Source organism: Blastococcus sp. KM273129, from assembly GCF_021698995.1.
Classification (GTDB): domain Bacteria; phylum Actinomycetota; class Actinomycetes; order Mycobacteriales; family Geodermatophilaceae; genus Blastococcus.
In genome coordinates this window covers 1-26,284 of the sequence record NZ_SSXB01000006.1, presented here as the reverse complement: position 1 = coordinate 26,284, position 26,284 = coordinate 1, and the positions used below count along the sequence as shown (strand labels likewise).

29 protein-coding genes and 1 tRNA gene are annotated in these 26,284 nt (G+C 74.3%); 10 read left to right on the top strand and 20 right to left on the bottom strand.

Annotated elements, in window-relative coordinates; translation table 11 throughout:
* Positions 1-110 precede the first annotated feature (110 nt).
* The 8 genes from E9565_RS02935 to E9565_RS02900 form a co-directional block, all read right to left on the bottom strand.
* Complete coding sequence (locus tag E9565_RS02935) at positions 111-845, bottom strand: MerR family transcriptional regulator (protein WP_236825913.1); 735 nt, start codon at positions 843-845, stop codon at positions 111-113.
* 76 nt (positions 846-921) lie between these two features.
* Positions 922-1,437, bottom strand: a complete 516-nt coding sequence (locus tag E9565_RS23045; RefSeq protein WP_091932657.1) for an FHA domain-containing protein — start codon at positions 1,435-1,437, stop codon at positions 922-924.
* Positions 1,438-1,696: 259 nt separating this feature from the next.
* Entirely contained in the window at positions 1,697-2,101 is a 405-nt protein-coding gene (gcvH, locus tag E9565_RS02925; protein WP_236825912.1) for a glycine cleavage system protein GcvH, read from the bottom strand.
* Positions 2,102-2,184: 83 nt separating this feature from the next.
* Positions 2,185-2,958 (bottom strand): DUF881 domain-containing protein, encoded by a 774-nt coding sequence (locus tag E9565_RS02920; RefSeq protein ID WP_236834027.1) that lies wholly within the window; start codon positions 2,956-2,958, stop codon positions 2,185-2,187.
* Positions 2,955-3,287: a small basic family protein gene (locus E9565_RS02915; RefSeq protein WP_236825910.1), complete on the bottom strand. Its 333-nt coding sequence runs from the start codon at positions 3,285-3,287 to the stop codon at positions 2,955-2,957. The genes E9565_RS02920 and E9565_RS02915 overlap by 4 nt, the downstream gene beginning before the upstream one ends.
* 4 nt (positions 3,288-3,291) lie before the next feature.
* Positions 3,292-4,191, bottom strand: coding sequence for a DUF881 domain-containing protein (locus tag E9565_RS02910; RefSeq protein ID WP_308196080.1), 900 nt, complete (start codon positions 4,189-4,191; stop codon positions 3,292-3,294).
* Positions 4,188-4,856, bottom strand: coding sequence for a CDP-alcohol phosphatidyltransferase family protein (locus E9565_RS02905; RefSeq protein WP_236825909.1), 669 nt, complete (start codon positions 4,854-4,856; stop codon positions 4,188-4,190). Before E9565_RS02905 ends, E9565_RS02910 begins: the two co-directional genes overlap by 4 nt.
* Before the next feature lie 120 nt (positions 4,857-4,976).
* The gene (locus E9565_RS02900; protein ID WP_236834026.1) at positions 4,977-7,058 is read right to left on the bottom strand and encodes an elongation factor G-like protein EF-G2; all 2,082 of its coding nucleotides are present in this window, start codon (positions 7,056-7,058) and stop codon (positions 4,977-4,979) included.
* A gap of 155 nt (positions 7,059-7,213) precedes the next feature.
* Between E9565_RS02900 and E9565_RS02895 the strand changes: the two genes are divergently transcribed.
* Positions 7,214-7,414, top strand: coding sequence for a hypothetical protein (locus E9565_RS02895; protein WP_236825907.1), 201 nt, complete (start codon positions 7,214-7,216; stop codon positions 7,412-7,414).
* Between the two features lie 90 nt (positions 7,415-7,504).
* Here E9565_RS02895 and E9565_RS02890 read toward each other — a convergent pair whose 3' ends face one another.
* Both E9565_RS02890 and paaK read right to left on the bottom strand, forming a co-directional pair.
* A complete protein-coding gene (locus tag E9565_RS02890; protein ID WP_236834025.1) occupies positions 7,505-8,125 on the bottom strand; it encodes a TetR/AcrR family transcriptional regulator in 621 nt (206 codons plus the stop codon).
* Positions 8,122-9,453: a phenylacetate--CoA ligase PaaK gene (gene paaK / locus E9565_RS02885; RefSeq protein WP_236834024.1), complete on the bottom strand. Its 1,332-nt coding sequence runs from the start codon at positions 9,451-9,453 to the stop codon at positions 8,122-8,124. The genes E9565_RS02890 and paaK overlap by 4 nt, the downstream gene beginning before the upstream one ends.
* 113 nt (positions 9,454-9,566) lie before the next feature.
* Between paaK and paaA the strand changes: the two genes are divergently transcribed.
* From paaA to E9565_RS02850, 7 genes are all read left to right on the top strand, one after another.
* Entirely contained in the window at positions 9,567-10,541 is a 975-nt protein-coding gene (gene paaA / locus E9565_RS02880; protein WP_236825904.1) for a 1,2-phenylacetyl-CoA epoxidase subunit PaaA, read from the top strand.
* The gene (paaB, locus tag E9565_RS02875; protein WP_374201419.1) at positions 10,538-10,903 is read left to right on the top strand and encodes a 1,2-phenylacetyl-CoA epoxidase subunit PaaB; all 366 of its coding nucleotides are present in this window, start codon (positions 10,538-10,540) and stop codon (positions 10,901-10,903) included. Before paaA ends, paaB begins: the two co-directional genes overlap by 4 nt.
* 47 nt (positions 10,904-10,950) lie before the next feature.
* Positions 10,951-11,862, top strand: coding sequence for a 1,2-phenylacetyl-CoA epoxidase subunit PaaC (paaC, locus tag E9565_RS02870; protein ID WP_236834023.1), 912 nt, complete (start codon positions 10,951-10,953; stop codon positions 11,860-11,862).
* Complete coding sequence (gene paaD, locus E9565_RS02865; RefSeq protein ID WP_236825902.1) at positions 11,859-12,365, top strand: 1,2-phenylacetyl-CoA epoxidase subunit PaaD; 507 nt, start codon at positions 11,859-11,861, stop codon at positions 12,363-12,365. The genes paaC and paaD overlap by 4 nt, the downstream gene beginning before the upstream one ends.
* Positions 12,365-13,441 carry a 1,2-phenylacetyl-CoA epoxidase subunit PaaE gene (gene paaE / locus E9565_RS02860; protein WP_236825901.1) on the top strand — a complete coding sequence of 359 codons (1,077 nt, stop codon included), beginning with the start codon at positions 12,365-12,367 and terminating at the stop codon, positions 13,439-13,441. The genes paaD and paaE overlap by 1 nt, the downstream gene beginning before the upstream one ends.
* A gap of 360 nt (positions 13,442-13,801) precedes the next feature.
* Entirely contained in the window at positions 13,802-14,473 is a 672-nt protein-coding gene (locus E9565_RS02855; RefSeq protein WP_255715045.1) for a GAF and ANTAR domain-containing protein, read from the top strand.
* Between the two features lie 126 nt (positions 14,474-14,599).
* Positions 14,600-14,866 carry a hypothetical protein gene (locus tag E9565_RS02850; RefSeq protein WP_236834022.1) on the top strand — a complete coding sequence of 89 codons (267 nt, stop codon included), beginning with the start codon at positions 14,600-14,602 and terminating at the stop codon, positions 14,864-14,866.
* On the opposite strand, the gene E9565_RS02845 is transcribed toward E9565_RS02850, so the two are convergent.
* Both E9565_RS02845 and E9565_RS02840 read right to left on the bottom strand, forming a co-directional pair.
* Positions 14,863-15,684, bottom strand: coding sequence for a GAF and ANTAR domain-containing protein (locus E9565_RS02845; protein ID WP_236825898.1), 822 nt, complete (start codon positions 15,682-15,684; stop codon positions 14,863-14,865). The genes E9565_RS02850 and E9565_RS02845 overlap by 4 nt on opposite strands.
* A 74-nt stretch (positions 15,685-15,758) precedes the next feature.
* Complete coding sequence (locus E9565_RS02840; protein WP_236825897.1) at positions 15,759-16,595, bottom strand: MBL fold metallo-hydrolase; 837 nt, start codon at positions 16,593-16,595, stop codon at positions 15,759-15,761.
* 131 nt (positions 16,596-16,726) lie between these two features.
* On the opposite strand from E9565_RS02840, the gene E9565_RS02835 reads away from it, so the two are divergent.
* Positions 16,727-16,939, top strand: a complete 213-nt coding sequence (locus E9565_RS02835; RefSeq protein ID WP_236834021.1) for a hypothetical protein — start codon at positions 16,727-16,729, stop codon at positions 16,937-16,939.
* A gap of 1,203 nt (positions 16,940-18,142) precedes the next feature.
* Here E9565_RS02835 and E9565_RS02830 read toward each other — a convergent pair.
* From E9565_RS02830 to E9565_RS02795, 8 genes are all read right to left on the bottom strand, one after another.
* Positions 18,143-18,216: transfer RNA gene (locus E9565_RS02830), tRNA-Pro, on the bottom strand.
* Between the two features lie 87 nt (positions 18,217-18,303).
* The gene (gene der, locus E9565_RS02825; protein WP_236834020.1) at positions 18,304-19,650 is read right to left on the bottom strand and encodes a ribosome biogenesis GTPase Der; all 1,347 of its coding nucleotides are present in this window, start codon (positions 19,648-19,650) and stop codon (positions 18,304-18,306) included.
* On the bottom strand, positions 19,647-20,351 hold the full coding sequence (cmk, locus tag E9565_RS02820; protein WP_236828197.1) for a (d)CMP kinase: 705 nt from the start codon (positions 20,349-20,351) through the stop codon (positions 19,647-19,649). The genes der and cmk overlap by 4 nt, the downstream gene beginning before the upstream one ends.
* Positions 20,352-20,379: 28 nt before the next feature.
* Entirely contained in the window at positions 20,380-20,742 is a 363-nt protein-coding gene (gene aroH, locus E9565_RS02815) for a chorismate mutase (protein ID WP_236828198.1), read from the bottom strand.
* Between the two features lie 154 nt (positions 20,743-20,896).
* Positions 20,897-21,973 carry an ABC transporter ATP-binding protein gene (locus E9565_RS02810; RefSeq protein WP_236834019.1) on the bottom strand — a complete coding sequence of 359 codons (1,077 nt, stop codon included), beginning with the start codon at positions 21,971-21,973 and terminating at the stop codon, positions 20,897-20,899.
* 26 nt (positions 21,974-21,999) lie between these two features.
* On the bottom strand, positions 22,000-22,962 hold the full coding sequence (locus E9565_RS02805) for a carbohydrate ABC transporter permease (protein WP_236834018.1): 963 nt from the start codon (positions 22,960-22,962) through the stop codon (positions 22,000-22,002).
* Complete coding sequence (locus E9565_RS02800) at positions 22,959-23,837, bottom strand: carbohydrate ABC transporter permease (RefSeq protein ID WP_236828201.1); 879 nt, start codon at positions 23,835-23,837, stop codon at positions 22,959-22,961. Before E9565_RS02800 ends, E9565_RS02805 begins: the two co-directional genes overlap by 4 nt.
* A 58-nt stretch (positions 23,838-23,895) precedes the next feature.
* The gene (locus E9565_RS02795; RefSeq protein ID WP_236834017.1) at positions 23,896-25,209 is read right to left on the bottom strand and encodes an ABC transporter substrate-binding protein; all 1,314 of its coding nucleotides are present in this window, start codon (positions 25,207-25,209) and stop codon (positions 23,896-23,898) included.
* A gap of 303 nt (positions 25,210-25,512) precedes the next feature.
* On the opposite strand from E9565_RS02795, the gene E9565_RS02790 reads away from it, so the two are divergent.
* Positions 25,513-26,284: LacI family DNA-binding transcriptional regulator (locus E9565_RS02790; protein WP_236834016.1), on the top strand; the 772-nt coding region annotated here is incomplete at its 3' end.

Sequence of the window (26,284 nt, the reverse complement as noted above, 5' to 3'; positions counted from 1 at the left end):
TGCGGCTCCCTCGGCTGCGGCCCGGGGTTCGGGCGGGACGGTGTGGTCAGGCGGCCGGTCACTCGTCGGCCCCGCCGGGCGGGGCTCGGACGCGTCAACGGTACGCCCGCTCAGGGACGGAGGAGGTCCCGCAGGCGCGTCTCGAGCAGCGCGGTGTGCAGCTGCGCGGAGAGCGCCGCCAGTTCCTGCAGCTTCTCCGTGGCGCGGGTGCGCGCCTCCTCGGAGCGGGCCCGCAGCACCGGGGCGACGAGCTGCTCGACCAGCCCCGCCTCCCGCTCCACGGCGCTGCGGTACACCCGCAGGTGCCGCGGCTCGATGCCGTGCCGGGCCAGCCCGGCGGCCGCCCGCGCGATGGGCAGGTCCGCCGCCGGGTGCCGGCCCTCGGCGTCGGTGCTCAGCAGCCCGAACTGCACGCAGTCGGCGAGCTGCCCGGGCTCGAGCCCTGCGGCCCGCGCGAACTGCTCGGCGGTCAGCGGCGCCGTCGCCCCCTCCTCGGTGGAGGCGGGCGGCAGCGGCGCCGGGCCGCTGCCCGTGCCGGGCAGCGGCTCCCCGCGGTCGAGGGCGTCCAGGTGGTCCTTGATCACCCGCAGCGGCAGGTAGTGGTCCCGCTGGGCGGTGAGCACGTACCGCAGCCGGCTGACGTCGGCCCGGGAGAACTTCCGGTAGCCCGACGGCGTGCGCTGCGGGTGCACCAGGTCCTCGGACTCGAGGTAGCGGATCTTGCTGATCGTCACGTCGGGGAAGTCGTCGCGCAGCACCGCGAGCACCTCACCGATGGTCAGGCGCGGCGCGTGCTGGTCGCCGGCGTCCCCGAGCGCTGGTTCGCGCCCGGGCACGGCGGTCACGCCCCTCTCTCCCCGGGACCCCGTCCCGGGGCCCCGCTCCGCGGATCCCACGTGCGGGCGGTCACCGGCCGGTGCACTAGCGAGCGGCGGGCTCGCCCGTGCGCGGGCCGGTCAGGTACACCAGGCGGAACTTCCCGATCTGCACCTCGTCGCCCCCGGCGAGGGTGGCGACGTCGACCGGCTCCCGGTTGACGTAGGTGCCGTTGAGACTGCCGACGTCGTGCACCGAGAAGCCGCCGCCCTCGCGGTGGAACTCGACGTGCCGGCGGCTCACCGTGACGTCGTCGAGGAAGATGTCGCTGTCGGGGTGCCGGCCGGCCGTGGTGACGTCCTGGTCGAGCAGGAACCGGCTCCCGGCGTTGGGGCCGCGCTTGACCACCAGCAGCGCCGATCCGGCCGGCAGCGACTCCACGGCGCCCGCGTGCGCGTCGGCCGCCTCCACCGCCTCGGGCTGGTCGCCGGTGTCCTCGCCGCCGACCTTGGGGATCACGCTGGTGGCCTCGCCCACGCGCTCCGGGGAGAGCGCCGCACCGCACTGCGCGCAGAAGCGACTGCCCTCGGGGTTCTCGTGGCCACATCGAGTGCAGTGCACGTTGCGTCTCCTCCGGTACGAGGGGCCCGCCGCGGACCGATTGGCCGCGGGCGGCCGGCGGACGGTGGGCCGGGCGGCCCGCCGTGGGTCGGCCGCCGCGGGTGGGCGGCGGACCGTGGGTCATGGAACCAGCCGGTCGGCCCGAGGGTCAACCGGACGTGCGGGGCCGGGGGGCGGCTTCGCCGCAGGTCCCCCGCTGTTGTTCGCCCCGCGACGATCATAGTGAGCGATGGCCGGGGCCAGCCTCCCGGCGGGCCGGTCACGACCCCTCGACCACCGCCTGGTAGGCGTCGGCGTCGAGCAGCTGGCCGATGGGGTCGCCGCCCTCCCCCGGCACCGCGATGTCGACCAGCCAGCCCTCGCCGTAGGGATCGGCGTTGATGGTCTCGGGCGCATCCCCCAGGCGGTCGTTCACCGCCGCCACGACGCCGGCGACGGGCGCGTAGACGTCGGAGACGCTCTTGGTGGACTCCACCTCGCCCATCGGCGTGCCCGGGGCCACCTCGGCCCCCACCTCGGGGAGCTGCACGAAGACGATGTCCCCGAGCGCGTCCTGGGCGTGGTCGGTGATGCCGACCCGGACGACGGTCGAGGTGCCGTCGGTCCCCTGCACCAGCGCCCACTCGTGCTGCTCGGTGTAGCGCCGGTCGTCGGGCGTGCTCATGTGCTGGCGTCTCCTGGTGAGGTGTGGGACGGCCCCGGTGCAGGGACCCACCCCGAGCGGAACGTGGGTGGGGCACCGAGGCCTCAGTCGGTCTCGGGCGCAGCGTATTGAGGCCGGTCCAGCGGCCGCAACGCGTCCACCACGAGCTCCGGGAACCCGGTGATCTCCACCGACCCACCGCGCCGCTCGATGCGCTGCACCACCCCGCCCGGGATGTTCATGGCCGTCTCCATGCCCTGGGGGTCGCCGAGGACGACGAACTCGTAGGGCGAGCGCAGCGGCGTGCCGTCGACGAGGAGCGCGCCCGCGGAGCCGGTGACGGCGGTGGAGTGCCCGATCCGGACGTCGTCGACCTGCATGGTCTCCGCGCCGGCCCCGCGCAGCTCCTGCACCACGTCGAGCAGGTCGGACACCTGCACGGCGCCCGCCGGGTCGCTGATGATGAGGGTCAGCCCCGGCCCCTGCGCGGCGAGGGTCCCGTTGAGGATGCCGAGCGTCGCGGCGCGCTCCCGGGCCTCCTCGAGCGCGGCGCCGGTCCGGCTGCCGGAGCCGTTGAGCTCACGCAGCGCCGCCCGCTGCTCGGCCAGCTGGGAGCGCAGCCGCTCCTCGCGGCCGTCGAGCTCGTCGAGGATGCGCACGAGGTCCTCCTCGCGCGCGCCGGCCAGCACCTGGGCCTCGTCGGCGTTGCGGACCTGCACCGCCAGCGCGAACCCCAGGAGCAGCGTGAGGACGCCGATGAGCGTCGCCGCGAGCGGGTCGCGCCGCCGGCGCCGCGCCCGGGGGACCTCCTCGGGCGCACCCCCGCCGGCCGGACCCGCGTCGCCGACCGGCGGGCCGGGCCGCTCCGGACCGCTCATGCGCGGAAGACGTGCCGGCGGATGGCGGCGGCGTTGCCGAAGATGCGGATGCCCAGGACGACGACGACCGCCGTCGACAGCTGAGCGCCGACGCCGAGCTGGTCGCCCAGGAAGACGATGAGCGCCGCCACCACCACGTTCGACACGAAGGAGATCACGAACACCTTGGCGTCGAAGATGCCGTCGAGGCGGGCGCGGAACCCGCCGAAGACGGCGTCGAGGGCGGCGACGACGGCGATCGGCAGGTAGGGCTGCAGCCACAGCGGGACGGTGGGGTCGAAGACCAGGCCGAGCAGCACGCCGGCCACCAGGCCGAGGATCGGGATCACGACGTCAGCCTCCGGGGCTGGGCTCGGCGCCGGGAGCCCGGCGGGAACTGACGACCTCGGCGGAGCGGAGCTCCGGCGGGTTGGCGGCCGGCAGGGACAGCTCGTCCTCCTCGCTGAACAGGAACTGCAGCCCCGTGGCGGCGGCGAACTCCGCGAGGTCGCGCACCTGGGGGTCGAGCAGGAAGTTCTGGGACAGCGCGTCGGGGTCACCGATGGCGCGGATCCGGTAGGGGCTGGTGACCGGCCGGAAGTTCACCAGCACCGCCTCGCCGGCGAACCGGATGGCGCTGGTCGGGCCCAGCCGCTGGCCGTTGACGCTGATCGCCTCGGCGCCGGCGCCCCAGAGCGCGTTGACCACCAGCTGCAGGTCGCCGTCGGCCACCTGGACGGCCTCCGTGCCGGCCGCACCCGCGCCGATCGGGTCGTCGTCGGCGTCGGGTTCGGCGTTGGCCAGCGTGACCAGCAGCCCCGGCCCGGTGACGGGGACGGCGGCGGCGCCCTGCTCGGCGCGGGCGAGGGCGTCGAGCGCCCGCTGCCCGACCGCGGTGGCCGCGAGCAGCTCGTCGCTGGTGCGGCTGACCTCCGCGCGCGCCTCCTCCAGGCGGGCGGCCAGGTCGTCGGTGACCGCCGACTCGTCCTGGATGTCGTTGACCAGGGCCTCGCGGATCTCCTGGCGCCCCTCCGCCCGGGCGGCCGCCTGGTCGTAGGTCACCGCGGCCAGCAGGCCCGCGGCGGCCATGGTGAGCGCGACCAGCACCCGGCCGCGGCCCCGGCGGGGCTGGTCCTCCCCGGCACGCCGGGCCGCGGCCTGTGCGTACGCGGGGTCGAGGGTCTCGGCGAGCACGTCGTCGAGCAGCGAGGCGCCCAGCGAGCGGACGCCGCCGGGCGGGCGCGCACCGGTCACCGCGGGCCCTGGCGCGCCGCGGCGCGGTCCGCGGCGACCAGGCCCACCACCTGGACGGCGTAGAACGCGGCGGCCAGCAGGTAGAGGGCCGTGCCCCAGATGGTGAGGGCCCAGGCGAACGGCTCGGCCACGGTGGCCAGCGCACCGTCCCCGTCGGCGATCAGCAGCACGGGGAAGGCGTAGAGGAGCAGGAGCGTCGCCGCCTTGCCGAGGTAGTGCACCTGCAGCGGCGGGTAGCCGTGCGCCCGCAGGACCAGCAGCAGCACGCCGAGCAGGAGCTCCCGGCCCACCAGCAGGGCCACCAGCCAGAGCGGCACGACCTCGCGCAGCGCCAGGGCGATCAGGGCGGAGACGATGTAGAGCCGGTCCGCCGCGGGGTCGAGCAGCGCACCGAGGCGGCTGCCCTGGTCCAGCCAGCGGGCCAGCTTGCCGTCCAGCCAGTCGGTGAAGCCCGACACCATGAGGACGACGAGGGCCCACCCGTCCTCCTCCGGCCCGAGGAGCAGCCAGAGGAACAGCGGGACGCCGAGCAGCCGCAGCACCGAGAGGGCGTTGGGCAGCGTCCAGACCCGGTCCGGGAGAGCCGCGCGGTCGGGCAGCGGCGCCCCCGTCGTCCGGGGTGAGGGGACGGAGGCCGCAGCCGACGGCCCGTTCGACGACGACACGTTCCCTCCAGTCCCAGCACGATCGTGCCCGAGGCTAGTAGAAGGACCTTCTGCCCCCCACCACTCGCAGGCTCGCGGCGAGCCTCCGGACGGGGCCGCCGTAGCGCCGGACCGCGTCGCTCAGGCCGGGACGGCCACCGCGGCGGGCGCCGGCTCGTAGCCGAGCGGCCGGCGGTCGAAGCTGCCCGTCCCGTGGGTCACCGAGCGCAGCACGCCGGGGTAGCCGAGCAGCTCGGCCTCGGGCACCTCGGCGCGCACCGTGGCGCGGTCACGACCCGGGTCTGCCTCGCTGCCGGTCACCCGAGCCCGCCGGGAGGACAGGTCGCTCATCACCGCGCCGACGTGCTCGGCGGGCACCTGCACCTCGATCTCGCACCACGGTTCGAGCACCTGGGTGCCGGCCGCGGCGGCGAGCTCGCGCAGGGCCAGGGCGCCGGCGGCCTGGAACGCGGCGTCGGAGGAATCCACCGAGTGCGCCTTGCCGTCGACGAGGGTGACCCGGAGGTCGACCAGCGGGCGGTCCCCGTTCACCCCGCGGGCCGCCTGGGCGCGGATGCCCTTCTCCACGCTGGCGTGGAACTGCCCGGGCACCGTGCCGCCGACGATGCGCTGCTCGAACACGATGCCCGAGCCCGGCTCCCCCGGCTCCCCCTCGACGACGACGACGGCGTACTGCCCGTGCCCGCCGGACTGCTTGACGTGCCGGCCCGTGACCCGGGCCGGGCCGCGCAGGGTCTCGACCAGCGGCACCCGCACCGGCACCGTGGTCACGGCGACGCCGTGCCGGCTGCGGAGCCGCTCCAGCAGCACCTCGGCGTGCGCGTCGCCGACGCACCACAGCAGCAGCTGCCCGGTGTCGGCCCGCCGCTCCAGCCGGACGGTGGGGTCCTCGGCGACGAGGCGGGCCAGCGCGGTGGCCATCCGGTCCTCGTCGCCGCGGGAGGCCGCCTCCACCGCCACCGGCAGCTGGGGTACCGGCAGCTCCCAGGGCGGGACCAGGCGCGGCTCCTCCGGGGAGCTCAGCGTGTCGCCGGTCTCCGCCGTCGCCAGGCGGGCGACCGCGCAGATGTCGCCGGCCGGGCACGCCGCCACCGGCCGCAGGGCCGCACCCAGCGGCGCGGTCAGGACGCCGATCCGCTCGTCGGCGTCGTGGTCGGGGTGGCCGCGCTCGGCCATGCCGTGGCCGGAGACGTGCACCGCCACGTCCGGCCGCAGGGTGCCGGAGAAGACCCGCACCAGGGAGATGCGGCCGACGTAGGGGTCGGTGGTGGTGCGGACGACCTCGGCGACCAGCGGGCCGTCGGGGTCGCAGTCCAGCGCCGGCGCCGGTGCCCCGTCGGGCCGGGTGACCGGTGGGCAGCCGTGCTCCGTCGGCGAGGGCAGCGCGGAGACGATGAGCTGCAGCAGCTCGGCGGTGCCGACCCCGGTGAGCGGGGCGGCGCAGACGACGGGGTGGAAGTGCCCGCGGGCGACCGCGGTCTCCAGGTCGGCGACCAGGTCGGGGACGGACAGCTCGTCCCCGGCGAGGTAGCGGTCCATCAGCGTCTCGTCCTCGCTCTCGCCGATGATGCCCTCGATCAGCTCGGCGCGGAGGCGGTCGGCGTCGTGGTCGCCCACCCGGGCGGCATCGAGGTGCGGCTCGAGCAGGGAGACCAGCCCGCGGGCCGCGCCGTCGGGACCGCGCTCGACCAGGTGCATGGGGTACACGCCCTCCCCCAGCATCAGCTGGCAGAGGCGCACCGCCTCGTCGACGTCGGCGCGCGGCCGGTCGATCTGGGTGAGCACGACGGCGCGCGGCATCCCCACCGCGGCGCACTCCTCCCACAGCTGCACGGTGCCCGCGTCCACGCCGCTGACGGCCGAGACGACGAAGAGCGCCGAGTCGGCGGCCCGCAACCCGGCCCGCAGCTCGCCGACGAAGTCCGGGGAGCCGGGGGTGTCCAGGAGGGTGATGCGGTGGCCGTCGTGCTCGACGGTGGCCACGCCGAGCGCGACCGAACGCTGCTGGCGGATCTCCACCTCCTCGGTGTCGAGGCAGGTGGTGCCCTCCTCGACGTTCCCGGCGCGGGGGATGGCCCCGGTGGCCACCAGCAGGGCCTCGGCGAGGGTCGTCTTGCCGGCACCGGCGCGCCCGACCAGGGCGACGTTGCGCACCTGCGCGGCCGGGCGCGGCGCGGGGGCCGGCGGGAAGTCCTTGCCCATGGGTGCCTCAGCCGCCGAGGCCGGTCGGATGAGCGGTGCGAGCTGCCACGTCGCCTCCAGGTCCCGATGTGTCCTGGGTCACAGCCTGCCCGGCGGGCGGGCGGTGGACAAGACCCCCGGCGGCCCGCGGCCCCCGCAGGACGCATGCTGGGGGCATGACCAGCGACCACGCGGCCGGCCGCGACCAGGCCACCGGCCGGGCGCACGCCGTCCTCCGCAGCACCGCCGACCTCCCGGCGCCCTGGGCCGGCATCTGCGGCGCGTCGGTCGGCGTGGTGCAGGGGTCGTGGGACGGCCCCCGCGGCCGCGGGTCGGCTGATCCGTGCCCCGAGTGCGTCCGGCTCACCTCCGGGTGAGTCGGGCGCACCACGCTGGAGACGCCGGCCGGCCCCGCCGGCGGCGCGGGTCGGCCCGCGTGCCAGGAGGCGCTGCCGTCGGCCGGGGCGTCAGGGCCCGGCCGGCGGCCGGGTGCGCAGCCCGGCGAACGCCGTGGTGACGACGGCGTCGGCGAGGTCGTCGGCGGAGAGGCCGCCGTCGGGCCGGTACCACTCGGTGAGCGAGTTGACGGTGCCGAACAGCAGCCGGCTGGTGACGGCGGGGTCGACGTCCGGGCGGACGTCTCCCTCCCCCTCGGCGGCCCGCACCAGGTCGGTGACGATGCGGTCGAACCGGCGGCGCCGCTCCAGGGCGGCCTGCTCGACCGCGGAGTTGCCGCGCACGCGCAGCAGCAGGGTGACGAACGGCAGCTCGGCGGCGAGCACGCGCACCGAGCCGCGGACGACGTGCTCGAGGCGGTCGATGGCCGGACCCGTGGTCGCGCCCGGCTCCTCGGTGACGGCGAAGAGCGCGTCGAGCGCCCGGTCCAGCGCCAGCCGCAGCAGCTCCACCTTGCTCGGCACGTGGTGGTAGATGGCCGACTTGGTCACCCCCAGCCGTGCGGCGAGCTCGTCCATGCTCGTGGCGTCGTAGCCCCGCTCGTTGAACAGCGCGACGGCGGTGCGCAGGAGCGAGTCCAGCGAGTGACCGGGGCGCCCCCGCCGCCCCGTCGCCGTCCCGGTCGCGGTCACGGGCGGTCGCGCAGGTCGTGCAGCCGCTTGAGCTTGCCGACGGAGCGGGGCAGCGTCTCGGGGTCGACCACCACCACGTCGATGCTGGTACCGACGGTGTCCTTGACCGCTTGCGCCACCTCGGCCGCCGCGGGCTCGCGGCGGCCGGCCGGGGTGCCGGGACGCGCCTCGACCCGGCAGGTCAGGTGGTCCAGCCGGCCACGCGTGGTGAGCTCGAGGGTGAAGTGCGGGGAGAGCCCGGGGGTGCGCAGCACGACCTCCTCGACCTGCGTCGGGAAGAGGTTGACCCCGCGCAGGACGATCATGTCGTCGCTGCGCCCGGTGATCCTCTCGATCCGGCGCATGCCGGGCCGGGCGGTACCGGGCAGCAGCCGGGTGAGGTCGCGCGTGCGGTACCGGACGACGGGCATCGCCTCCTTGGTCAGCGAGGTGAGCACCAGCTCGCCCCTCTCCCCCTCGGGCAGCACCTCACCGGTGAGCGGGTCGATGATCTCCGGGTAGAAGTGGTCCTCCCACAGGTGGAGGCCGTCCTTGGTCTCCACGCACTCCTGGGCGACGCCGGGCCCCATCACCTCCGAGAGGCCGTAGATGTCGACGGCCTGGATGCCGAGCCGCTCCTCGATCTCCAGGCGCATCTGCTCGGTCCACGGCTCGGCGCCGAAGATGCCGATCTCCAGACCGGTCGAGCGCGGGTCGACGCCCTGGGCCTCGAACTCGTCGATGATCGTGAGCATGTAGGTGGGCGTCACCATCACCACCCGCGGCCGGAAGTCGGTGATCAGCTGCACCTGGCGCGGCGTCATCCCGCCGGACACGGGGACGACGGTGCAGCCCAGCGCCTCGGCGCCGTAGTGGGCACCCAGCCCGCCGGTGAACAGCCCGTAGCCGTAGGCGTTGTGCAGCACGTCGCCGGGGCGGCCGCCGGCGGCGCGGATCGAGCGGGCCATCAGGGCGGCCCAGGTGGCCAGGTCGCCCTCGGTGTACCCGACGACGGTCGGCTTGCCGGTGGTGCCCGACGACGCGTGCACCCGGCGCACCTGCTCCCGGGGGACGGCGAACATGCCGAAGGGGTAGTTGTCGCGCAGGTCGGCCTTGCCGGTCATCGGGAAGCGCGCCAGATCGGCGAGCTCCCGGCAGTCGTCGGGGTGCGCGCCGGCCGCGTCGAAGGCCCGCCGGTGGTGCGGCACGTGCTCGTAGGCGTGCCGCAGCGACCACCGCAGCCGGTCCAGCTGCAGGGCGCGCAGCTCCTCGGTGGACATCCGCTCCGCCGGGTCGAGCTGCTCGAGCTGCGGGGCCGCGCCGGGGCGCCGCCGTCCGGTCGTCGTCATAGCCTGCCGTCCTCGCCCCTCGCCCGCGCCGTCCCGCCGGGCGCTTGTGCCCGGGTGCGACCTGGGTCACACTATTCCTGACCGTTCGGTCGGTAAAGAGCCGAGGAGCACCCATGCCCGCCCCCACCCTGGACCGGCAACCGGCCGGGTCGCCCGACGAGGCCGCCCTCCAGCAGCAGTTCGCCGCCACGATCGCCGCCGACCGCCGCATCGAGCCGCGGGACTGGATGCCCGAGGGCTACCGGAAGACCCTGGTGCGGCAGGTCGCGCAGCACGCCCACTCGGAGATCATCGGCATGCAACCCGAGGGCGACTGGCTGCTCGCCGCGCCCAGCCTGCGGCGCAAGGCGGTGCTCCTGGCCAAGGTGCAGGACGAGGCCGGGCACGGTCTCTACCTGTACTCGGCGGCCGAGACCCTGGGGGCCGACCGCGCCGACCTCACCGACAAGCTGATCGAGGGCCGCCAGAAGTACAGCTCGATCTTCAACTACCCGACGCCGTCCTACGCCGACGTCGGCGTGATCGGCTGGCTGGTCGACGGCGCGGCGATCTGCAACCAGGTACCGCTGTGCCGCTCCTCCTACGGGCCCTACGCCCGGGCGATGATCCGGGTCTGCAAGGAGGAGTCCTTCCACCAGCGGCAGGGCTACGAGCTGCTGATGACGATGATGCGGGGCACCGACGAGCAGCGGGCGATGGTCCAGGAATCCGTCGACCGCTGGTGGTGGCCCTCGCTGATGATGTTCGGCCCGCCCGACGACGAGAGCCCCAACACCGCGCAGTCGATGGCGTGGGGCATCAAGCGGCACACCAACGACGAGCTGCGGCAGCGCTTCGTCGACATGACCGTGCCCCAGGCGCAGTTCCTCGGCGTCACGCTCCCCGACCCGGACCTCGCCTGGGACGAGGAGAGCGGCCACTGGCGGTTCGGCGCGATCGACTGGGAGGAGTTCAAGCGGGTCCTCGGCGGCCAGGGGCCGATGAACGACGTCCGCATCGCCCGGCGGCGGGCCGCGCGCGACGACAACGCGTGGGTGGTCGAGGCCGCCACCGCCCACGCCCGCAAGCACGAGGCGGTGCCGGCGTGAGCGAGGTGACCGCGGCAGGGGGCCACGGCGCGGTCCCGACGGGGCCGGAGGTGCCGGTGGAGCCGCGCCCCCGGGCGGTGCGCCGCGACTGGCCGCTGTACGAGGTGTTCGTCCGCGGCAAGCGGGGGCTCAACCACGTGCACGTCGGCTCGCTGCACGCGCCCGACGCCGAGATGGCCGTCGACGCCGCCCGCGACCTCTACACCCGGCGCAACGAGGGCGTGAGCATCTGGGTGGTCCGGGCCGCCGACATCACCGCGTCGAGCCCCGACGAGAAGGACCCGCTGTTCGCCCCGAGCGGCGACAAGGTCTACCGCCACCCGACGTTCTACGAGATCCCGGACGGCGTCCCGCACATCTGAAGGAGGACCCCGTTCCAGCACGTCACCGCAGCAAGGAGCATTTCGTCGTGGTCCACGAGGAGACGGTGTACGACGCGTTGGCGAACGCGCACGGGGAGGCGGGGCGCTGGGCGTTCGGCACCGGGTTCGACGACCCGCTGGCCGGCGTCGACACCACCGTGCCCGGCGGCATCGACCCCGCCGACCTCGGCACGTACTGCCTCATGCTCGGCGACGACGCCCTCGTGCTCGCCCAGCGGCTGACGGAGTGGGTCACCCGCGCCCCCGAGCTCGAGGAGGAGGTGGCGATCGGCAACATCGCCCTGGACCTGCTCGGCCAGGCCCGGCTGCTGCTGGCCCGCGCCGGATCGGTCGGTGTGCTCGGCCGCTCCCGCGAGCGGGCCGGCGCCACCATCCCGGACGAGGACGCGCTCGCCTACTTCCGCGACCCCGACGAGTTCCGCAGCACCGCGCTCGTCGCCGCGCCCGACACCGATTTCGCGCAGGCGGTCGTCCGGCTGCTGGCCGCCGCCACCGTGCGGCTCGCGGTGTTCAGCCGGCTGCGGTCCTCCCGCGACCCGGTGCTCGCCGCCATCGCCGCCAAGGGCGTGCACGAGCTGGCCTACCACCGCGACCACGCCGCCCGCTGGGTGGTGCGCCTGGGCGACGGCACAGAGGAGTCGCACCGGCGCACCCGGTCCGCGGTCGACGCGGTGTGGCCGTTGCTCGCCGAGCTGTTCACGCCCACCGACGTCGAGACGCGGCTCGCCGCGGCCGGCGTGGCCGTCGACCCCGCCGGCGTGCGCGACGAGGTGCGCGACGTGCTCGGCCAGGTGCTCGGGCGGGCCGCGCTGCCGGTGCCGGCCTGGCCCGTGGGCACGCCCCCGCGGGGGCGCCGGGGGCAGCACGGCCCGGAGCTCGCCGAGCTGCTCGGCACCCTGCAGGGGCTCGCCCGGCAGCACCCGGCGGCGACCTGGTGAGCGCCGTGCCCCCCGACCCGCGCAGCGTCGCCGGACAGGTCACCGACCCCGAGCTGCCCACGCTCACCCTCGCCGACCTCGGCGTCCTGCGGGACGTCCGCACCGAGGCGGACGGCGCCGTCGTCGTCGAGATCACGCCCACCTACTCCGGCTGCCCCGCGATGGGGGTCATGCGCGCCGACCTGCTGCGGGCGCTGCACGAGGCCGGCTTCGGCGACGTCGACGTCCGCACCGTCCTCTCCCCCGCCTGGACCAGCGACTGGATCAGCGCCGAGGGCCGCCGCAAGCTCGCCGCCGCCGGCATCGCACCCCCGGGCAGCGCCCCGGTGCGCACCGACGGCCCCGTGCCCCTCCAGCTCGGTCCGCCCCGGCGCACCGCGGACTGCCCGCTCTGCGGCTCGCCCGACACCGAGGAGCTGTCGGAGTTCGGGTCGACCGCCTGCAAGGCGCTGCGCCGCTGCCGCAGCTGCCGGGAGCCCTTCGAGCACGTCAAGGAGATCTAGTGGACGCACCGACCCGCCGCCGGCCGCGGTTCCACCCGCTCACCGTGGCGGGTGTCGAGCGGCTCACCGACGATGCCGTGGCGGTCACCTTCGACGTCCCCCCGGAGCTGGCGGCCGACTACGCCTTCCGGCCCGGGCAGGCGCTCACGCTGCGCCGCGTGGACGGCGAGCGGGACGAGCGCCGCTCGTACTCCATCTGCGCGCCGGTGGGCGCCGCCCCGCGGGTCGGTGTCCGCGAGGTCCCGGGCGGCTTCTTCTCCTCCTGGCTGGTGCGCGACGTGCGCCCCGGCGACCGGATCGAGGTGCTGCCGCCCTCGGGCACCTTCACCGCCGACCTGTCGGTGCCCGGCGACCACGTCTTCGTCGTGGCGGGCTCCGGGATCACCCCGGCGCTCTCGCTGGCCGCCACCGTGCTGCGGGACGGCGAGTCGACGGTGACCGTCTTCTACGGCAACCGGCGCACGAACACCGTCATGTTCGCCGACGAGCTCGCCGATCTGAAGGATCGCCACGGCCCCCGGCTGCAGCTGGTGCACGTGCTCTCCCGCGAACCGCGCGACGCCGAGCTGACCAGCGGCCGGCTCGACGGCGATCGGCTGCGTGCGCTGGTCGGCAACCTGGTCGACGCCCCGCACGTCGACCACTGGTGGCTGTGCGGCCCGCACGGGATGGTGACCGACGCCCGGGCGCTGCTGGCCGAGCTGGGGGTGCCGCCGGAGCGGGTGCACCAGGAGCTGTTCTACGTCGACGACGTCCCGCCCGAGCCCGTCCGCGGCGACGAGGAGACCGTCGAGGGGCCCGGCGCGCAGGTGACCGTCGTCCTCGACGGCCGGTCCACCACGCTGACCCTCCCCCGCGGCGAGCCGGTGCTGGACTCCGCGCAGAAGGTGCGCGCGGACCTGCCCTTCGCCTGCAAGGGCGGTGTCTGCGGTACCTGCCGGGCGCGGGTCACGGCCGGTGCGGTGGAGATGCGGCGCAACTACGCCCTGGAGCCCGCCGAGGTCGAGGCCGGCTACGTGCTCACCTGCCAGTCGCTGCCGGTCACCGACGAGGTCACGGTCGACTTCGACGCCTGAGGATGCGGGGTCCTCTTCCGCGTCGCTGCCGTTCTCGGGCGTGAGTCCTGTTCGGCCCGGTGTTGGGGATAACGGTCGGCGTGGCGACGGTTGGCCGACCATGATCGGCGGCCGCTGCCCGGGAGGTCCCGGGTCGAGCGCGTACCGTCGCCCCCAGCGGCGATGCGCACTGCGTCGAGGCTGCGTCCAGCGACGGCGTACCCGCGATGCGGGGCCTGCGACAAGGTCCTGCTGCCGAGGTCACCCGCCCCCGGTGCAACGACCGGAGGCCCTGCCGTGGACGGCGCGCACACCCCCCAGCCCACCAGCACCACCGAGGCGCTCGAGCACCTCGGCCGGCTGTCGCTGCGCGAGCTGTCGATGGACATGTTGCTGCAGACGGTGGCCGACCTCACCCGGGCCGTCATGCCGGCCGAGCCGCACGTCTCGGTGCTGCTGCTGGTGAGGGACCGCCCCACCACCGTCGTCTCCACCGGTCAGCTCGCCGTCGACCTCGACGAGACCCAGTACCAGCGGGGCCACGGCCCGTGCCTGCACGCTGCCCGGACCGGCCAGCTCACCGAGATCCCCGACACGCGCACCGACACCCGCTGGCCGGACTACACGCGCCGTGCCGCCGGCCACGGCAACCTCAGCTCCCTCTCCGTCCCGCTGCTCGTCGACGGCGAGGCACAGGTCTCCGGGGCGTTGAACATCTACGCCGGCAGGGCCCGCGCGTTCGACGCGGACAGCCGGTCGGCCGCCACGCGGATCGGGCCGTACGCCGCGGTCGCGGCCGGCAACCTGCACGCCTACCAGAGCGCCCGGGACATGGCCGACAACCTGCAGCTCGCGCTGGAGACCCGCGCGGTCATCGACCAGGCCAAGGGCGTGCTGATGGAACGGCACAAGCTGACCGCCGACCAGGCCTTCCAGCTCCTGGCGCAGGCCTCGATGAGCGGCAACCGGAAGGTCCGCGACATCGCCGACCAGCTCGTGCTCACCGGCGAGCACCACGGCACGCCCCCGGCCAGTGGCCGCGGCCGTCGCTGACCCGTCGTCGGCCGTCGCCGCGACGACGCCCACCCCCACCGCCCTGAGCCACGGGGCTCCTCCTCGACCGGCGCGCCACCGGACACCCGGGTGCAGCAACCCGCCGCCGGACGCGCGAGGAACACGATGACCACGACCACGACCGACTGCGCCTGCCCCCTGACCGTCGTCGCCCGGTGCCTCGGCGGCCTGGCGCCGGACTCCCTCTGGTGGGCCTACCTGGAGTGCGGCGGCAACCGCTCGCGCGCGGACCTGACCGCCTACCTCGACGGGATCGCACGCTGGCCGAACCACGAGCACAACGCCCTGTCCCAGGCGCTCAACGAGGCCCTGTGGGACATCGGCAGCCCGAGCCTCGCCCCGATCCGCACGGGTGGCGACGTCCCCCGCTAGGAGGTCGGCCCGCGGTGCGAGCTCCCGAGGGTGCCGGTCTCCGCGAGCTGCTCGGCCACCTCGGCCAGCTTTCGGTTGGTCTCCTGGCTGACCCTCGCCAGCAGCGCAAAGGCCATGTCAGGCGTGACCTTGTAGCGCTCCATCAGGATGCCCTTCGCCTGCCCGATGACGTCGCGGTTGGCCAGTGCGGTGGTGACGTGGTTGAGGTCCCGGGCGTCGGCGAGGGCGATCGCGGCGTGGCTGGCGAACAGCAGCCCGACCCGCTCGGACTCGTCGGTGAACGCCCCGGGCCGGCGGGCCATGAGGTTGAGCGCCCCGAGGTCGCTCTCGCGGACGAAGAGCTGGAAGCAGAGCATGCTGGCCATCCCCAGCTCCGCCGGTGCCCGGCGGGCGAGCTCCGGCCAGCGGGGGTCGGTGGCCAGGTCGTCGACCCGCACGGTGACCTGCTCGTACATCGCGTCCAGGCACGGCCCCTGGCCGACCTCCTGCTGCAGCTCGTCGAAGCGCCGCGCGCGCTCACCGGTGGCCGCGGCCGACACCACCCGCCGGCGTCCCTGCACGAGGCTGACGGTGGCCTCCTCGGCGCCCGGGACCGTGCCGGCGCCGGCCGAGACGATGTGCTCCATGACCGCCGTCGCGTCGTTCTTCTGCTGCATCTCGCGCGCCAGGTCCGACAACCGCTGCGTCAGGTCGTCCCGGACGGCCTCCCCGGACGCGTGGGCCGAGGGCTGCCCCCGGCGTTCGGCGGGTGCCGCCTCCTCCCGCCGCGGACGTTCGTCACCGGCCGAGTGGCGCGGGTCAGGACGGCGGTGGCCCATGCCCGCAGCGTCGCACCACGGGGGGCCGCGGGGAACGCCCTCCGCCGCCCCAGGTGCCGGCGTTCCGGGCGGTGTCAGGCCGGGGTCCCCTCCCGCCCGCGCCACCGTGCGACGTCGGCCGCCTGCCCGGCGTGGATGTCCGCCACCCACTCCCAGCCCGGCGGCACCTTGGGGCCGATCCGCGGGTCGTCCGGCTCGCGGCCGTCCCGCAGGGCGGTGACGTACGCACGGTCCAGCTCGATCCGTGCGCGCGCCTGACCGCCGCCGCCGGCGGAGCCGTGCCCGGGGACGACGACGTCGGTTCCGTCCGCCACGCCCTCGAGCACCCGGAGGCCGGCCAGGTACTCCTCGACCGGGTCGTCGGCCCCGATCCACTCGTCGAGCATCGGGACGAAGACGTCGGAGAGCATGTCGCCCGCGACGAGCACGCGGGCGTCCTCGACCAGCAGCGCCGCGTGCCCCGGGGAGTGGGCCGGGTGCTGGAGGACCCGGACCCGGGGGCCGTCCCAGGGCAGCTGGGCGGTGCCGGCGGGCAGGCCGCTGATGCGGCCGTAGAGGTCCAGCGGCACCTCGTCGGCGATCTCCGGCGGCAGGCCCTCGGCGACCCGGGCCCGCCAGTCCGGCTGCGCCAGCAGGTCGCGCAGCACCGCCGCGCAGCGCGCCGTCCCGTACCGGGGCGCGTCGCCGAGGGCGGGGTGCCACAGCACGTGGTCCCAGTCGGGGTGGGTGGCGAAGCCGGTCACGACGCGCTGGCCCAGCTCGGCCAGGTCGCCGGCCAGGCACGCCATCTCGTCGTTCGTCAGGCCGGGGTCGACGAGCAGCACGCCGGCCGGTCCCCGCACGACGACGGCGTTGTTCTGCAGCAGCTCGCTCCGGTGGACGAGCACGTCCTCCGCGACCTCGGTCAGCACGGGAGCTCCTTCCGTCGGTCGCCCACCCCGCTGGGTCCGGCTGCGATCCTGCACGTGCCGCGGTCCGGGCGGGGGGTCCGCTCAGCCGCTGGGACGCCCCGCGGCTGGACCAGGAGGCGCTGGCGCTGCTCGTGGAGTCGGGCCGGTTCGACCACCACCTGCGCCGGGTGCCGAAGACTTACCGGGCCCCGCGGGACATTCTGGTGGCCGAGGTGGAGCACGCCTTCGCGCGCGGGCTGACGGGGCTGGCGGTCGGCTGCCACGCCGTCCTGCGGCTGCCCGAGAGGTCTCCGAGCGCGCCGCCGTGGCGGCCAGGGGCGTCCGTCACGCGGCTGTGCGCCTGAACCGCCAACCACTCGGCCGCCTTCGCGACGTCCGGTCGCTCCACGCGCTGTCCGCCACGGCCATGACGAACGCTTGGGCTTCGATGTCGGATATGTCAGGCAACTCGACGCCGTTCAGCTCGAGGAACACGGCGGTGGCCGGCCATGCGGCGCGCCTGTTGCCGTCCTGGAAGCACTGAGTGCTCGCAATACCGTGCAGCAGAGCCGCCCTGTCCCACAGAAGGCGGGAAGGCGTCCTCGTCGCCGACGCCGGCCTGGCACCGGGCTACGGCGCCTTCGAAGTCGACCTGTCGAGAAGCAGGACCGGCTCACCGGCGAGGGCGTAGAGCTCGATGACCCGATCGACGCCGAGGTAAAGGGTCACTCCGCGAGGCGCTTGAGCAGGCTCCCCCAGCGCGCTACGGCACGCTTCCCTGCTGCACGAAACCGGTCTGCTGTGGCCATACGGTCAGCGGGCGTCGACTCGGCCGAGTCAGCGGCCTCGACAGTGGCGTCCCCGCGGTGTTGCAGCTTGGCCGCCCGGTTCGCTTGGCGGGCGTGTACGACGTCCTTTCGCGTGCGGGACCTGGTGGCCATCCATCGCGGTTGCCCCTGGTCAACCACGCAGCGCGCCCGCGGTCCCCCGTCCGGGTCGCTCGAAGTGGGCCGCTCGAGGACACGGCTTGTGTCTCCATCAAGGGCCCCTGGCCACGCTTCATCCGCACGGGGCCGGCGGGGTGTTTGACCGTCTGACGGCCGTCACCGGCCACGTCTGTCAGCATCCGATCCGCCCAGGCCTGGAGGGTGTTCGCTACGAAGGCATCGCCAGTGAGGACGGCGGCCCCGAGACTCGGACTCGGGCCCGGCCGCTTCACGGAGGCGCAGCGGCGCCTGCTGGGCGCGATCGCCGCTGACCGCAAGATAAGCGGGTGCGGCGTTCACGTCACGGCGGCACCGTACGACGGCACAGTGACATGCTGTTCTCTTCGTCGCTAGCGCTCCGTGGATATCAGGTGCAACTCACCTCCGGATTACGTGCACTGAAGACTGAGTGGCGGCCCAAGACTTCTTCAGCCCTGGTCTGACGTCAACAGCACCTGTTGACGGCCATCGGAGTCGATGCCCACGGCCCGGGATTCAGAAATACGCGCAGCCGGACCGGCAATCGCCCGGACTCACTATTCGTGAGTCCGGGCGTCCGGGATGTCTCGCGACATCACACTGTCGGGCTGACAGGATTTGAACCTGCGACCCCCTGACCCCCAGTCAGGTGCGCTACCAAGCTGCGCTACAGCCCGCGGGCCGGACGACACCCCGGGGCTCCCCGGGCCGCGATCGACCGCCCGAGAAGGTTACCGCACGGCCCTCCCCGGCCTCGATGGTGGTCAGCCGCGCTTGCCGTCCTTGTCCCGCCCCTCGCGGACCTTCACCGAGATCTCGATCGGAGTGCCCTGGAAGCCCCACTGCTCCCGCAGCTTGCGCTGCAGGAAGCGGCGGTAGCCGGCCTCCAGGAAGCCGGTGGAGAAGACGACGAACCGCGGCGGGCGGACGTCGGCCTGCGTGACGTACTTGATCTTCGGCGCGCGCCCGCCACGGGCCGGCGGCGGCGTCTCCTGCACCAGCGCCCGCACGAACGTGTTCAGCTCGGCGGTCGGCACGCGGGTCTCCCACGCGGCGATCGCGGCCCGGAGGTGGTCGGCGAGCTTGCCCACGCCGCGGCCGGTGGACGCGGAGATGTTGACCCGCGTCGCCCACTTCACGTGCGCGAGGTCCCGGTCGATCTCCCGCTCCAGCTGGTGGTGGCGGTCCTCGTCGAGGGTGTCCCACTTGTTGAAGGCCAGGACCAGCGCGCGACCGGCCTCGACCACCTGGGTGATGACCCGCTGGTCCTGCTCGCTGATCACCTCGTCGGCGGCGAGCAGCACGACGCAGACCTCGGCGGCCTGGATCGCGGCCTCGGTGCGCAGGCTGGCGTAGTACTCCATGCCGCTGGCGGTGTTGACCTTGCGGCGGAGACCCGCGGTGTCGACGAACCGCCACTCCTCGCCGCCCAGGGTGACCAGCGAGTCCACCGGGTCGACGGTGGTGCCGGCCACCGAGTCGACGACCGAGCGCTCCTCCTTGGCCAGCCGGTTGATCAGGCTGGACTTGCCCACGTTGGGCCGGCCGACCAGGGCCACCCGGCGGGGGCCGCCCTCGCTCTCCTGCTCGCGCGGCGCGTCGGGCATCGCGTCCAGGACGAGGTCGAGCAGGTCACCGCTGGCCCGGCCGTGCAGCGCGCTGACCGGGTGCGGCTCGCCCACCCCCAGCGACCACAGCTCGGCGGCGTTGGCCTCGCTGCGCTCGTCGTCGACCTTGTTGGCCACCAGGATCACCGGCCGGTCGCTGCGCCGGAGCACCCGCGCGGCGGCCAGGTCGGTCTCGGTGGCCCCCACCTGGCTGTCGACGACGAAGACGATGACGTCGGCGGTCTTCATGGCGTACTCGGCCTGCCGGGTGATGGAGGCACCCAGACCGGCGGCCTTGGGGTCCCATCCGCCGGTGTCGACCACGGTGAAGCGCTTGCCGTTCCACAGCGCCTCGTACGCGATGCGGTCGCGGGTCACGCCCGGCGTGTCCTGGACGACGGCCGCCCGGCGGCCGAGGAAGCGGTTCACCAGCGTCGACTTGCCCACGTTGGGCCGGCCGACGATGGCCACGACGGGCAGCGGCCCGCCCTCGGGCTCGGTCACCGGCGCTCCCCCGCGGGCACGACGGTCTCCGCCAGCAGCACGATGCGGTCGACCACCTGGGCCTGGGAGAGGTCGCTGCTGTCGACGACGACGGCGTCCTCCGCCGGGCGCAGCGGGCTGTCGGCCCGGCTGCTGTCGTACTCGTCGCGGCGGCGCAGGTCGGCGGCGAGCGCGGCGATCTCCGCGGTGTCGGTGACACCGAGCTGGCCGGCGCGGCGCTGGGCCCGCACCTCGGGGGCCGCGGTCAGGTACACCTTCAGCGTCGCGTCGGGCAGCACCACGGTGCCGATGTCACGGCCCTCGACCACGACCGCCTCGGCACCGGCGACCAGCGCGCGCTGCTGGGCGACCAGCTGCCGGCGGACCGCCGGGACCGCGGAGACCGCGGAGACCGCCCGGGTCACCTCGGCGCCGCGGATGCGGGCGGCGACGTCGGCGCCGCCGACCTCGACCCGCTCGGTGCCGGCCTCGGTGCCCACGACGATCCCCGCCTCCGCGACGGTGCGGGCCACGGCCTCGGCGTCCGCGGGGTCCACGCCGGCGTCGAGCACGGCGACGGTCGCCGCGCGGTACATCGCCCCGGTGTCGAGGTAGGCCGCGCCGAGACGGGCGGCGACGTCGCGGGCGACGCTGGACTTGCCGGTCCCCGACGGGCCGTCGAGGGTCACCGACCCGCGGAAGGGGCTCTGGGGGCTGCTCATGTGCTCCTGCTCGTTCGTCGTTCTCGGGTCACTGCGCGATGTCGCGCCGCAGCGCCACGGCGCCGCGCAGGTAGACGTGCTGGATCTCCGCGCGCGGCCGCGGCGTCTCGACGTGGGCCATGAGGCGCAGCACCCGCGGCAGCGCGTGCGGCACGCCGATCTCGGTGGCGCACATCAGCGGCACCCCGCCCATGCCGAGCTCGCGCGCGGCCAGGGCCGGGAACTCGGAGACGAGGTCCGGGGTGGCGGTGAACAGGATGCTGATGACGTCGTCGTGCTCGAGCCCGTTGCGTTCGAGCACCGCGCTCACCAGCTCGCGGGTGGCCTCGAGCACCTGCTGCCGGTCGTCGGCGTCGACCTGGGTCGCACCCCGGATGGCTCGGACGGCCATGCACACTCCTCGATCGCGCGGCCCCGTCGGCCCGGGGACCACACGAGTCTAGGGAGCGCACCGCCGATCCCTCTCCCCGCGCGCGCCGCACCGCGTTCCACGCGCGCGGGGTGCCCGGCCCGGCGGCCCGCGTCCGGGCCGCCGGACGGGGGTCTCAGCCGCCGAGCCGGGCGCCGCTGCGGCCGTCGAACAGGTGCACGTGCCCGGCCCGCGGGCGCACGTGCACCAGCTCGCCCTTCAGCGGCGGCGTGCGCCCGTCGACCCGGGCGGTGACCAGGTGCTCCTCGCCGCCGGCTGTCGTGCGGCCGTAGACGAAGGCGTCGGCCCCCAGCTCCTCGACGACGTCGACCTCGACGGCCAGCCCGTGCCCGGCGAGCTCCAGGTCCTCCGGGCGGACGCCGACGGTGACCAGCGCCCCGGAGGCGCCGCCGAGCACGTCCCGGGGCACGGGGTGCACCTCGTCGCCCAGGCGGACGCCGCCCTCGACCACCGGCAGGGTGAGCAGGTTCATCGCGGGCGAGCCGATGAAGCCGGCCACGAAGACGTCGGCCGGCCGGTCGTACAGCTCGCGCGGCCGGCCCACCTGCATGAGCACGCCGTCCTTGAGCACGGCCACCCGGTCACCCATCGTCATCGCCTCGGTCTGGTCGTGGGTGACGTAGACCGTGGTGATGCCGAGCCGGCGCTGGAGCGCGGCGATCTGGGTGCGGGTCTGCACCCGCAGCTTGGCGTCCAGGTTGGACAGCGGCTCGTCCATCAGGAAGACCTGCGGCTGGCGCACGATGGCCCGGCCCATCGCGACGCGCTGGCGCTGACCGCCCGACAGCGCCTTGGGCCGCCGGTCCAGGTAGGGCTCCAGGTCCAGCAGCTTCGCCGCCTCCTGCACCCGCTGGGCGATCTCCGCCTTGCCGAGACCCGCCATCCTCAGGGCGAAGCCCATGTTGTCCGCGACCGTCATGTGCGGGTACAGCGCGTAGTTCTGGAAGACCATGGCGATGTCGCGGTCCTTGGGCGGCACCTCCGTGACGTCCCGGTCCCCGATCAGGATGCGGCCGTCGGTGACGTCCTCGAGGCCGGCGAGCATCCGCAGCGACGTCGACTTGCCGCACCCGGACGGGCCGACGAGGACGAGGAACTCACCGTCCTCGATGGCCAGGTCGAGCCGGTCCACCGCCGGTCGTGCCGCGCCGCCGTAGACGCAGCTGGTGCCCTCGTAGGTGACGGAGGCCATGAGGTTTCCTCTCGGTGCGGGCCGGGCTACTTGCCGGCGCCGGCGGTCAGGCCGCTGAGCAGGTAGCGGCGGCCGACGAGGTACAGGACGAAGATCGGGACGACCGACAGCGTGACCGCCGCCAGCAGCGCCGGGACGTTGGTGCCGAACTGCCCCTGGTAGTCCCACAGGCCCAGCGTGAGCACCCGCGTGCTCACGGACTGGGTGAGCACCAGGGGGAAGAGGAAGCCGTTCCACGCGGTGAGCGACGTGAAGACCGCCACCGTGGTGATCGCCGGCTTGGCCAGCGGGAGCACCAGGTGCCGCAGCGCCTGGAACGGGCCGGCGCCGTCGAGGGTCTGCGCCTCGTAGAGCTCGCGCGGGATGTCGCGCAGGCTGTTGGTCATCACCAGCAGCGCGACGGGCATCGCGAACGCCGCCGTCGGCAGGATGACCGCGAGCAGGGTGTCGTACAGGTGGAGCTGGGTGATCATCAGGTAGACGGGGATGATCGCCGCCTGCGCCGGGATGGCCAGGCCGACGAGCATGAGGGAGAACCCGCGCTGGACCGCCCGGCCGGCGTTGCGGGCGACGGCGTAGCCCGCCGGGAGCGTCAGCCCGACGACGATCGCGACGGTCGCCACTGTGACGACCACCGTGTTGAGCAGGTAGGTCGGGAAGTCGCCGGTGAGGACGGTCTCGTAGTTCTCCAGCGTCGGGTTCGGCGGCGGGGCCAGCGGGTTGTCCGACAGGTACTCCGACCGCGTGCGGAAGCTCGCCGCGACCAGGAAGTACAGCGGGACGGCGACCAGCGCCAGCCAGACGGTGGCCAGCACGCCGGCCAGGACGTTGGGCCGGCCGTGGGCGCGGCGCCGGTTCCACACCCGGCGCCGCTGCCGCTCGGGCACCTCCGGCACCGGGGCGATCGGCGAGGGCGGCGCCTCCGCCGTCCGCACGCCCACCGCGCCCCTCGTGGTGTCGTCCCCGCCCAGCGGCGCGCGGTCGCTCACATGCCCTCCTGCTGGCTCTGCATCTTGCGGAAGCCGGTCGCACTCGTCACGGCCAGCGAGAGCCCCGCGCCCAGCAGCAGCAGCAGGACCGCGATGGCGCTGGCGTAGCCGAACTCGAAGCCGCTGAAGCCGGTGATGTACATGTGCAGCGGCAGGATGCGGGTCGCCGTGCCCGGCCCGCCCCCGGTGAGGATGAGGATCGTGTCGAAGGTGGTCACCGAGCCGACGAGCATCAGCACCGTCGAGGTGATCACGGTGTACTTCAGCAGCGGCAGCGTGATGGTGAAGAACTGCCGGTAGCGGCCGGCGCCGTCGAGGGTGGCCGCCTCGTAGAGGCTCTGCGGCACCTGCCGGGCGGCGGCTTGGTACAGCAGCGTGTGGAACGGGATGTACTGCCAGCTGATCACCCAGACCACGGTGTAGACGACCAGCTCGGTGTTGCCCAGGAAGTTGACGCCGTCCAGGAACGGCAGCGCCTGGGTGGCGCCGAAGTTGGGGTCGAGCACCGCGGCCCACAGCAGCGCGATCGCCGCGGTGGAGAGCAGCAGCGGCAGGAAGAAGAAGGAGCTGAGCACCGCGCGGTTGCGCTGGTGCCCGGCCGCCCAGACCCCGATCAGCATCGCGATCGGGGTCTGGACGACCCAGGTCAGCACCATGAACAGCAGGGTCAGCCGCAGCGAGTCCCAGGCCCGACCGTCCTCGATCAGCCGGCTCCAGTTCTCCGCACCGGTCAGCGCGGGGAACCCGAAGCCGTTCCAGGAGGTGAAGCTGAGGTAGACGACCAGGACCATGGGCAGCACCGCGAACGCCCCGAAGAACGTGACCGCTGGTGCCAGGTACCAGCCCGAGGGCCGGTCCTGCCGGGTGACCGCCATGCGTGGTGCCCCTGTCCTGGTCCGCTGCGCCGTGTCCTGCATGCCGTGGAGGTACCGGTCAGACGCCGGACATCGCGTCGACGAAGCCCTGCGGCGTCTGGTTGCCGAGGAAGAACTGCTCCAGCTGGGTCAGCATCTCGGTGGCCTCGTCGGCCGGCAGGTCCTGGTCCCAGGAGAGCTGGAAGCTGTCCGCGTCGGCCGTGGCGTCGTAGATGAACGTCGCGTAGTCGCCGTTCTCGGTCTCCGCGAGCTGGTCGCGGATGCCCTGCACCGGCGGCACGTCACCGGCCTCGATGAGGTCGGAGATGTACTCGTCGCTGGTGAGCGCGGTCGACAGGTACTCCTGCGCCGCCTCCTTGTTCTCCGAGGAGCTGGTCAGCGAGTAGAAGTTGGACACGTTGCCGACCAGGTTCGACGGGTCGCCCGCGCCGCCCTCGATCGCCGGGAAGGTGGTCCAGCCCAGGTCGCCGGCCTCGACGAACTCGGGGCTGTCGTTGAGCTGGTTGGTGTACTCCCACGAGCCCATGAGGTGGAAGGCCGCGTCCCCCTGCGCCAGGATCGTCGATGCGCCGCCGACGTCGTAGCCCACGGAGGCGAAGTCGTCGCCGAAGGCGCCGCGGTCGATGAGCTCGCGGAGCATCTCCAGCGACTCCAGGACCGCCGGGTCCTCCCAGGCGCCCTCCTCGCCGTCACGGATGGCCTGGAAGACCTCGGGCCCGCCGACCCGGTCGAGGATGTACTCGATCCACATCAGCTCGGTCCACGCCTGGGTGCCCGCCAGCGCGATCGGCGTGACACCGGCGCCGTTGAGCGTGTCGACGGCGGCGAGCAGGTCGTCCCAGGTCTGCGGGACCTCGACGCCGGCGGAGTCGAGCACCGCCTGGTTGTAGAAGAGCACCACCGGCTGCATGCCGCGCATGGGCAGGCCGTAGTTCTTGCCGTCCAGCTCCGCGCCGGCCAGCACGCTGGGCAGGAACGCATCGCGGAGCTCCGGGTTCTCCTCGAGCAGGCCCGTGAGGTCCTCGACCCGGCCGGCGTCGACGTACTCCTTGAGGTTGCCGCCGCCCCAGTTGAAGAACAGGTCGGGCGCGTTCGGTGAGCCCAGCGCGACGCGCAGCCGCTGCTTGTAGGGGTCGTTGCCGAAGGTGGCCAGCTCCAGCTCCCCGGAGTCCGAGCCCTCGTTGAAGCGCTCGATCGAGGCCTCCTCGATCGGGTTGAGCGCGGCGTCCTCGAGGGCCCACACCTGACCGGTGCCGCCCTCTCCCCCACCCCCGCCCGCGGGGCCGGAGGAGCCGCAGGCCGCGACCAGCGCGCCTGCCAGGACCAGTGCGCCCGCCTGAGTGGTCACGCGGGTCAGACGCCGGAGGGACATCCCACCGCCACCTTCCTGTTTCGTCGTTGAACACCGAAAGTTTCGAGCAGTTGCGAGAATGTAAGCCGGGTCACCATCGGTGTCAACGCCGACGTGACGGGGGCGTGACCTGACCCTCCCGGGTGAACTCTGGCGCGGACCGGACCCCCCGGCTAGCGTCCGACTCGACCGGACGGGCTACCGCGGCTCCGAAACTTTCGATAACATCGCCGCTCCCGTCCGGTGACGTGCACCACTGGACGGGCCGCGCCGGCGGTGGTCCGGTGGGATCGGACCGCAGGCGCACACCCGAGGAGGACGGCAGTGGCCACACCCCAGCTGGGCCGGCCGACGCTGGCGAGCATCGCGGCCGCGGCCGGCGTCTCCCTCCCCACCGTCTCCAAGGTCGTGAACGGCCGCCAGGACGTCGCACCCGCCACCCGCGCGCACGTCCTGGCCCTGCTCGAGGAGCACAACTACGTGCCCGTCACCCGCCGGGCCGCCGCTCCCGCGCGCCCGCTGGTGGACGTCGTCTTCACCGCGCTCGACAGCCCCTGGGCGGTGGAGATCCTGCGCGGGATCACCGAGAGCGGGCTGGACGTCGTGGTCGGCACCCTCGCCCGCGACCCCGGCGCCGACTGGGTGCAGCAGCTGATCAACGGCGGCCGGCAGGGTGCGCTCGTCGTCACCTCGCGGATCACCGCCGCCGACCAGCGGCGCCTGGGCGGCTCGCACCTGCCCGTCGTCGTCATCGACCCGGTCGACATGCCCGGGCAGGACGTGCCCAGCGTCGGCGCCACCAACTGGGCCGGCGGGCTCGCCGCCACCGAGCACCTGGTCGAGCTCGGCCACCGGCGCATCGCGGTGATCGGCGGGCCGCAGGACTTCCTGTGCAGCCGCGCCCGGATCGACGGCTACCGCGCCGCCCTCGAGCGGGCCGGCATCGGCGTCGACCCCGAGCTCGTGCGGCACGGCAACTTCCACCACGAGGGCGGCTACGACCAGGCCCGCCTGCTGCTGGATCTGCCCGACCCGCCGACGGCGGTCTTCGCCGGCAGCGACGAGCAGGCCTTCGGCGTCCTGGAGGCGGCCCGCC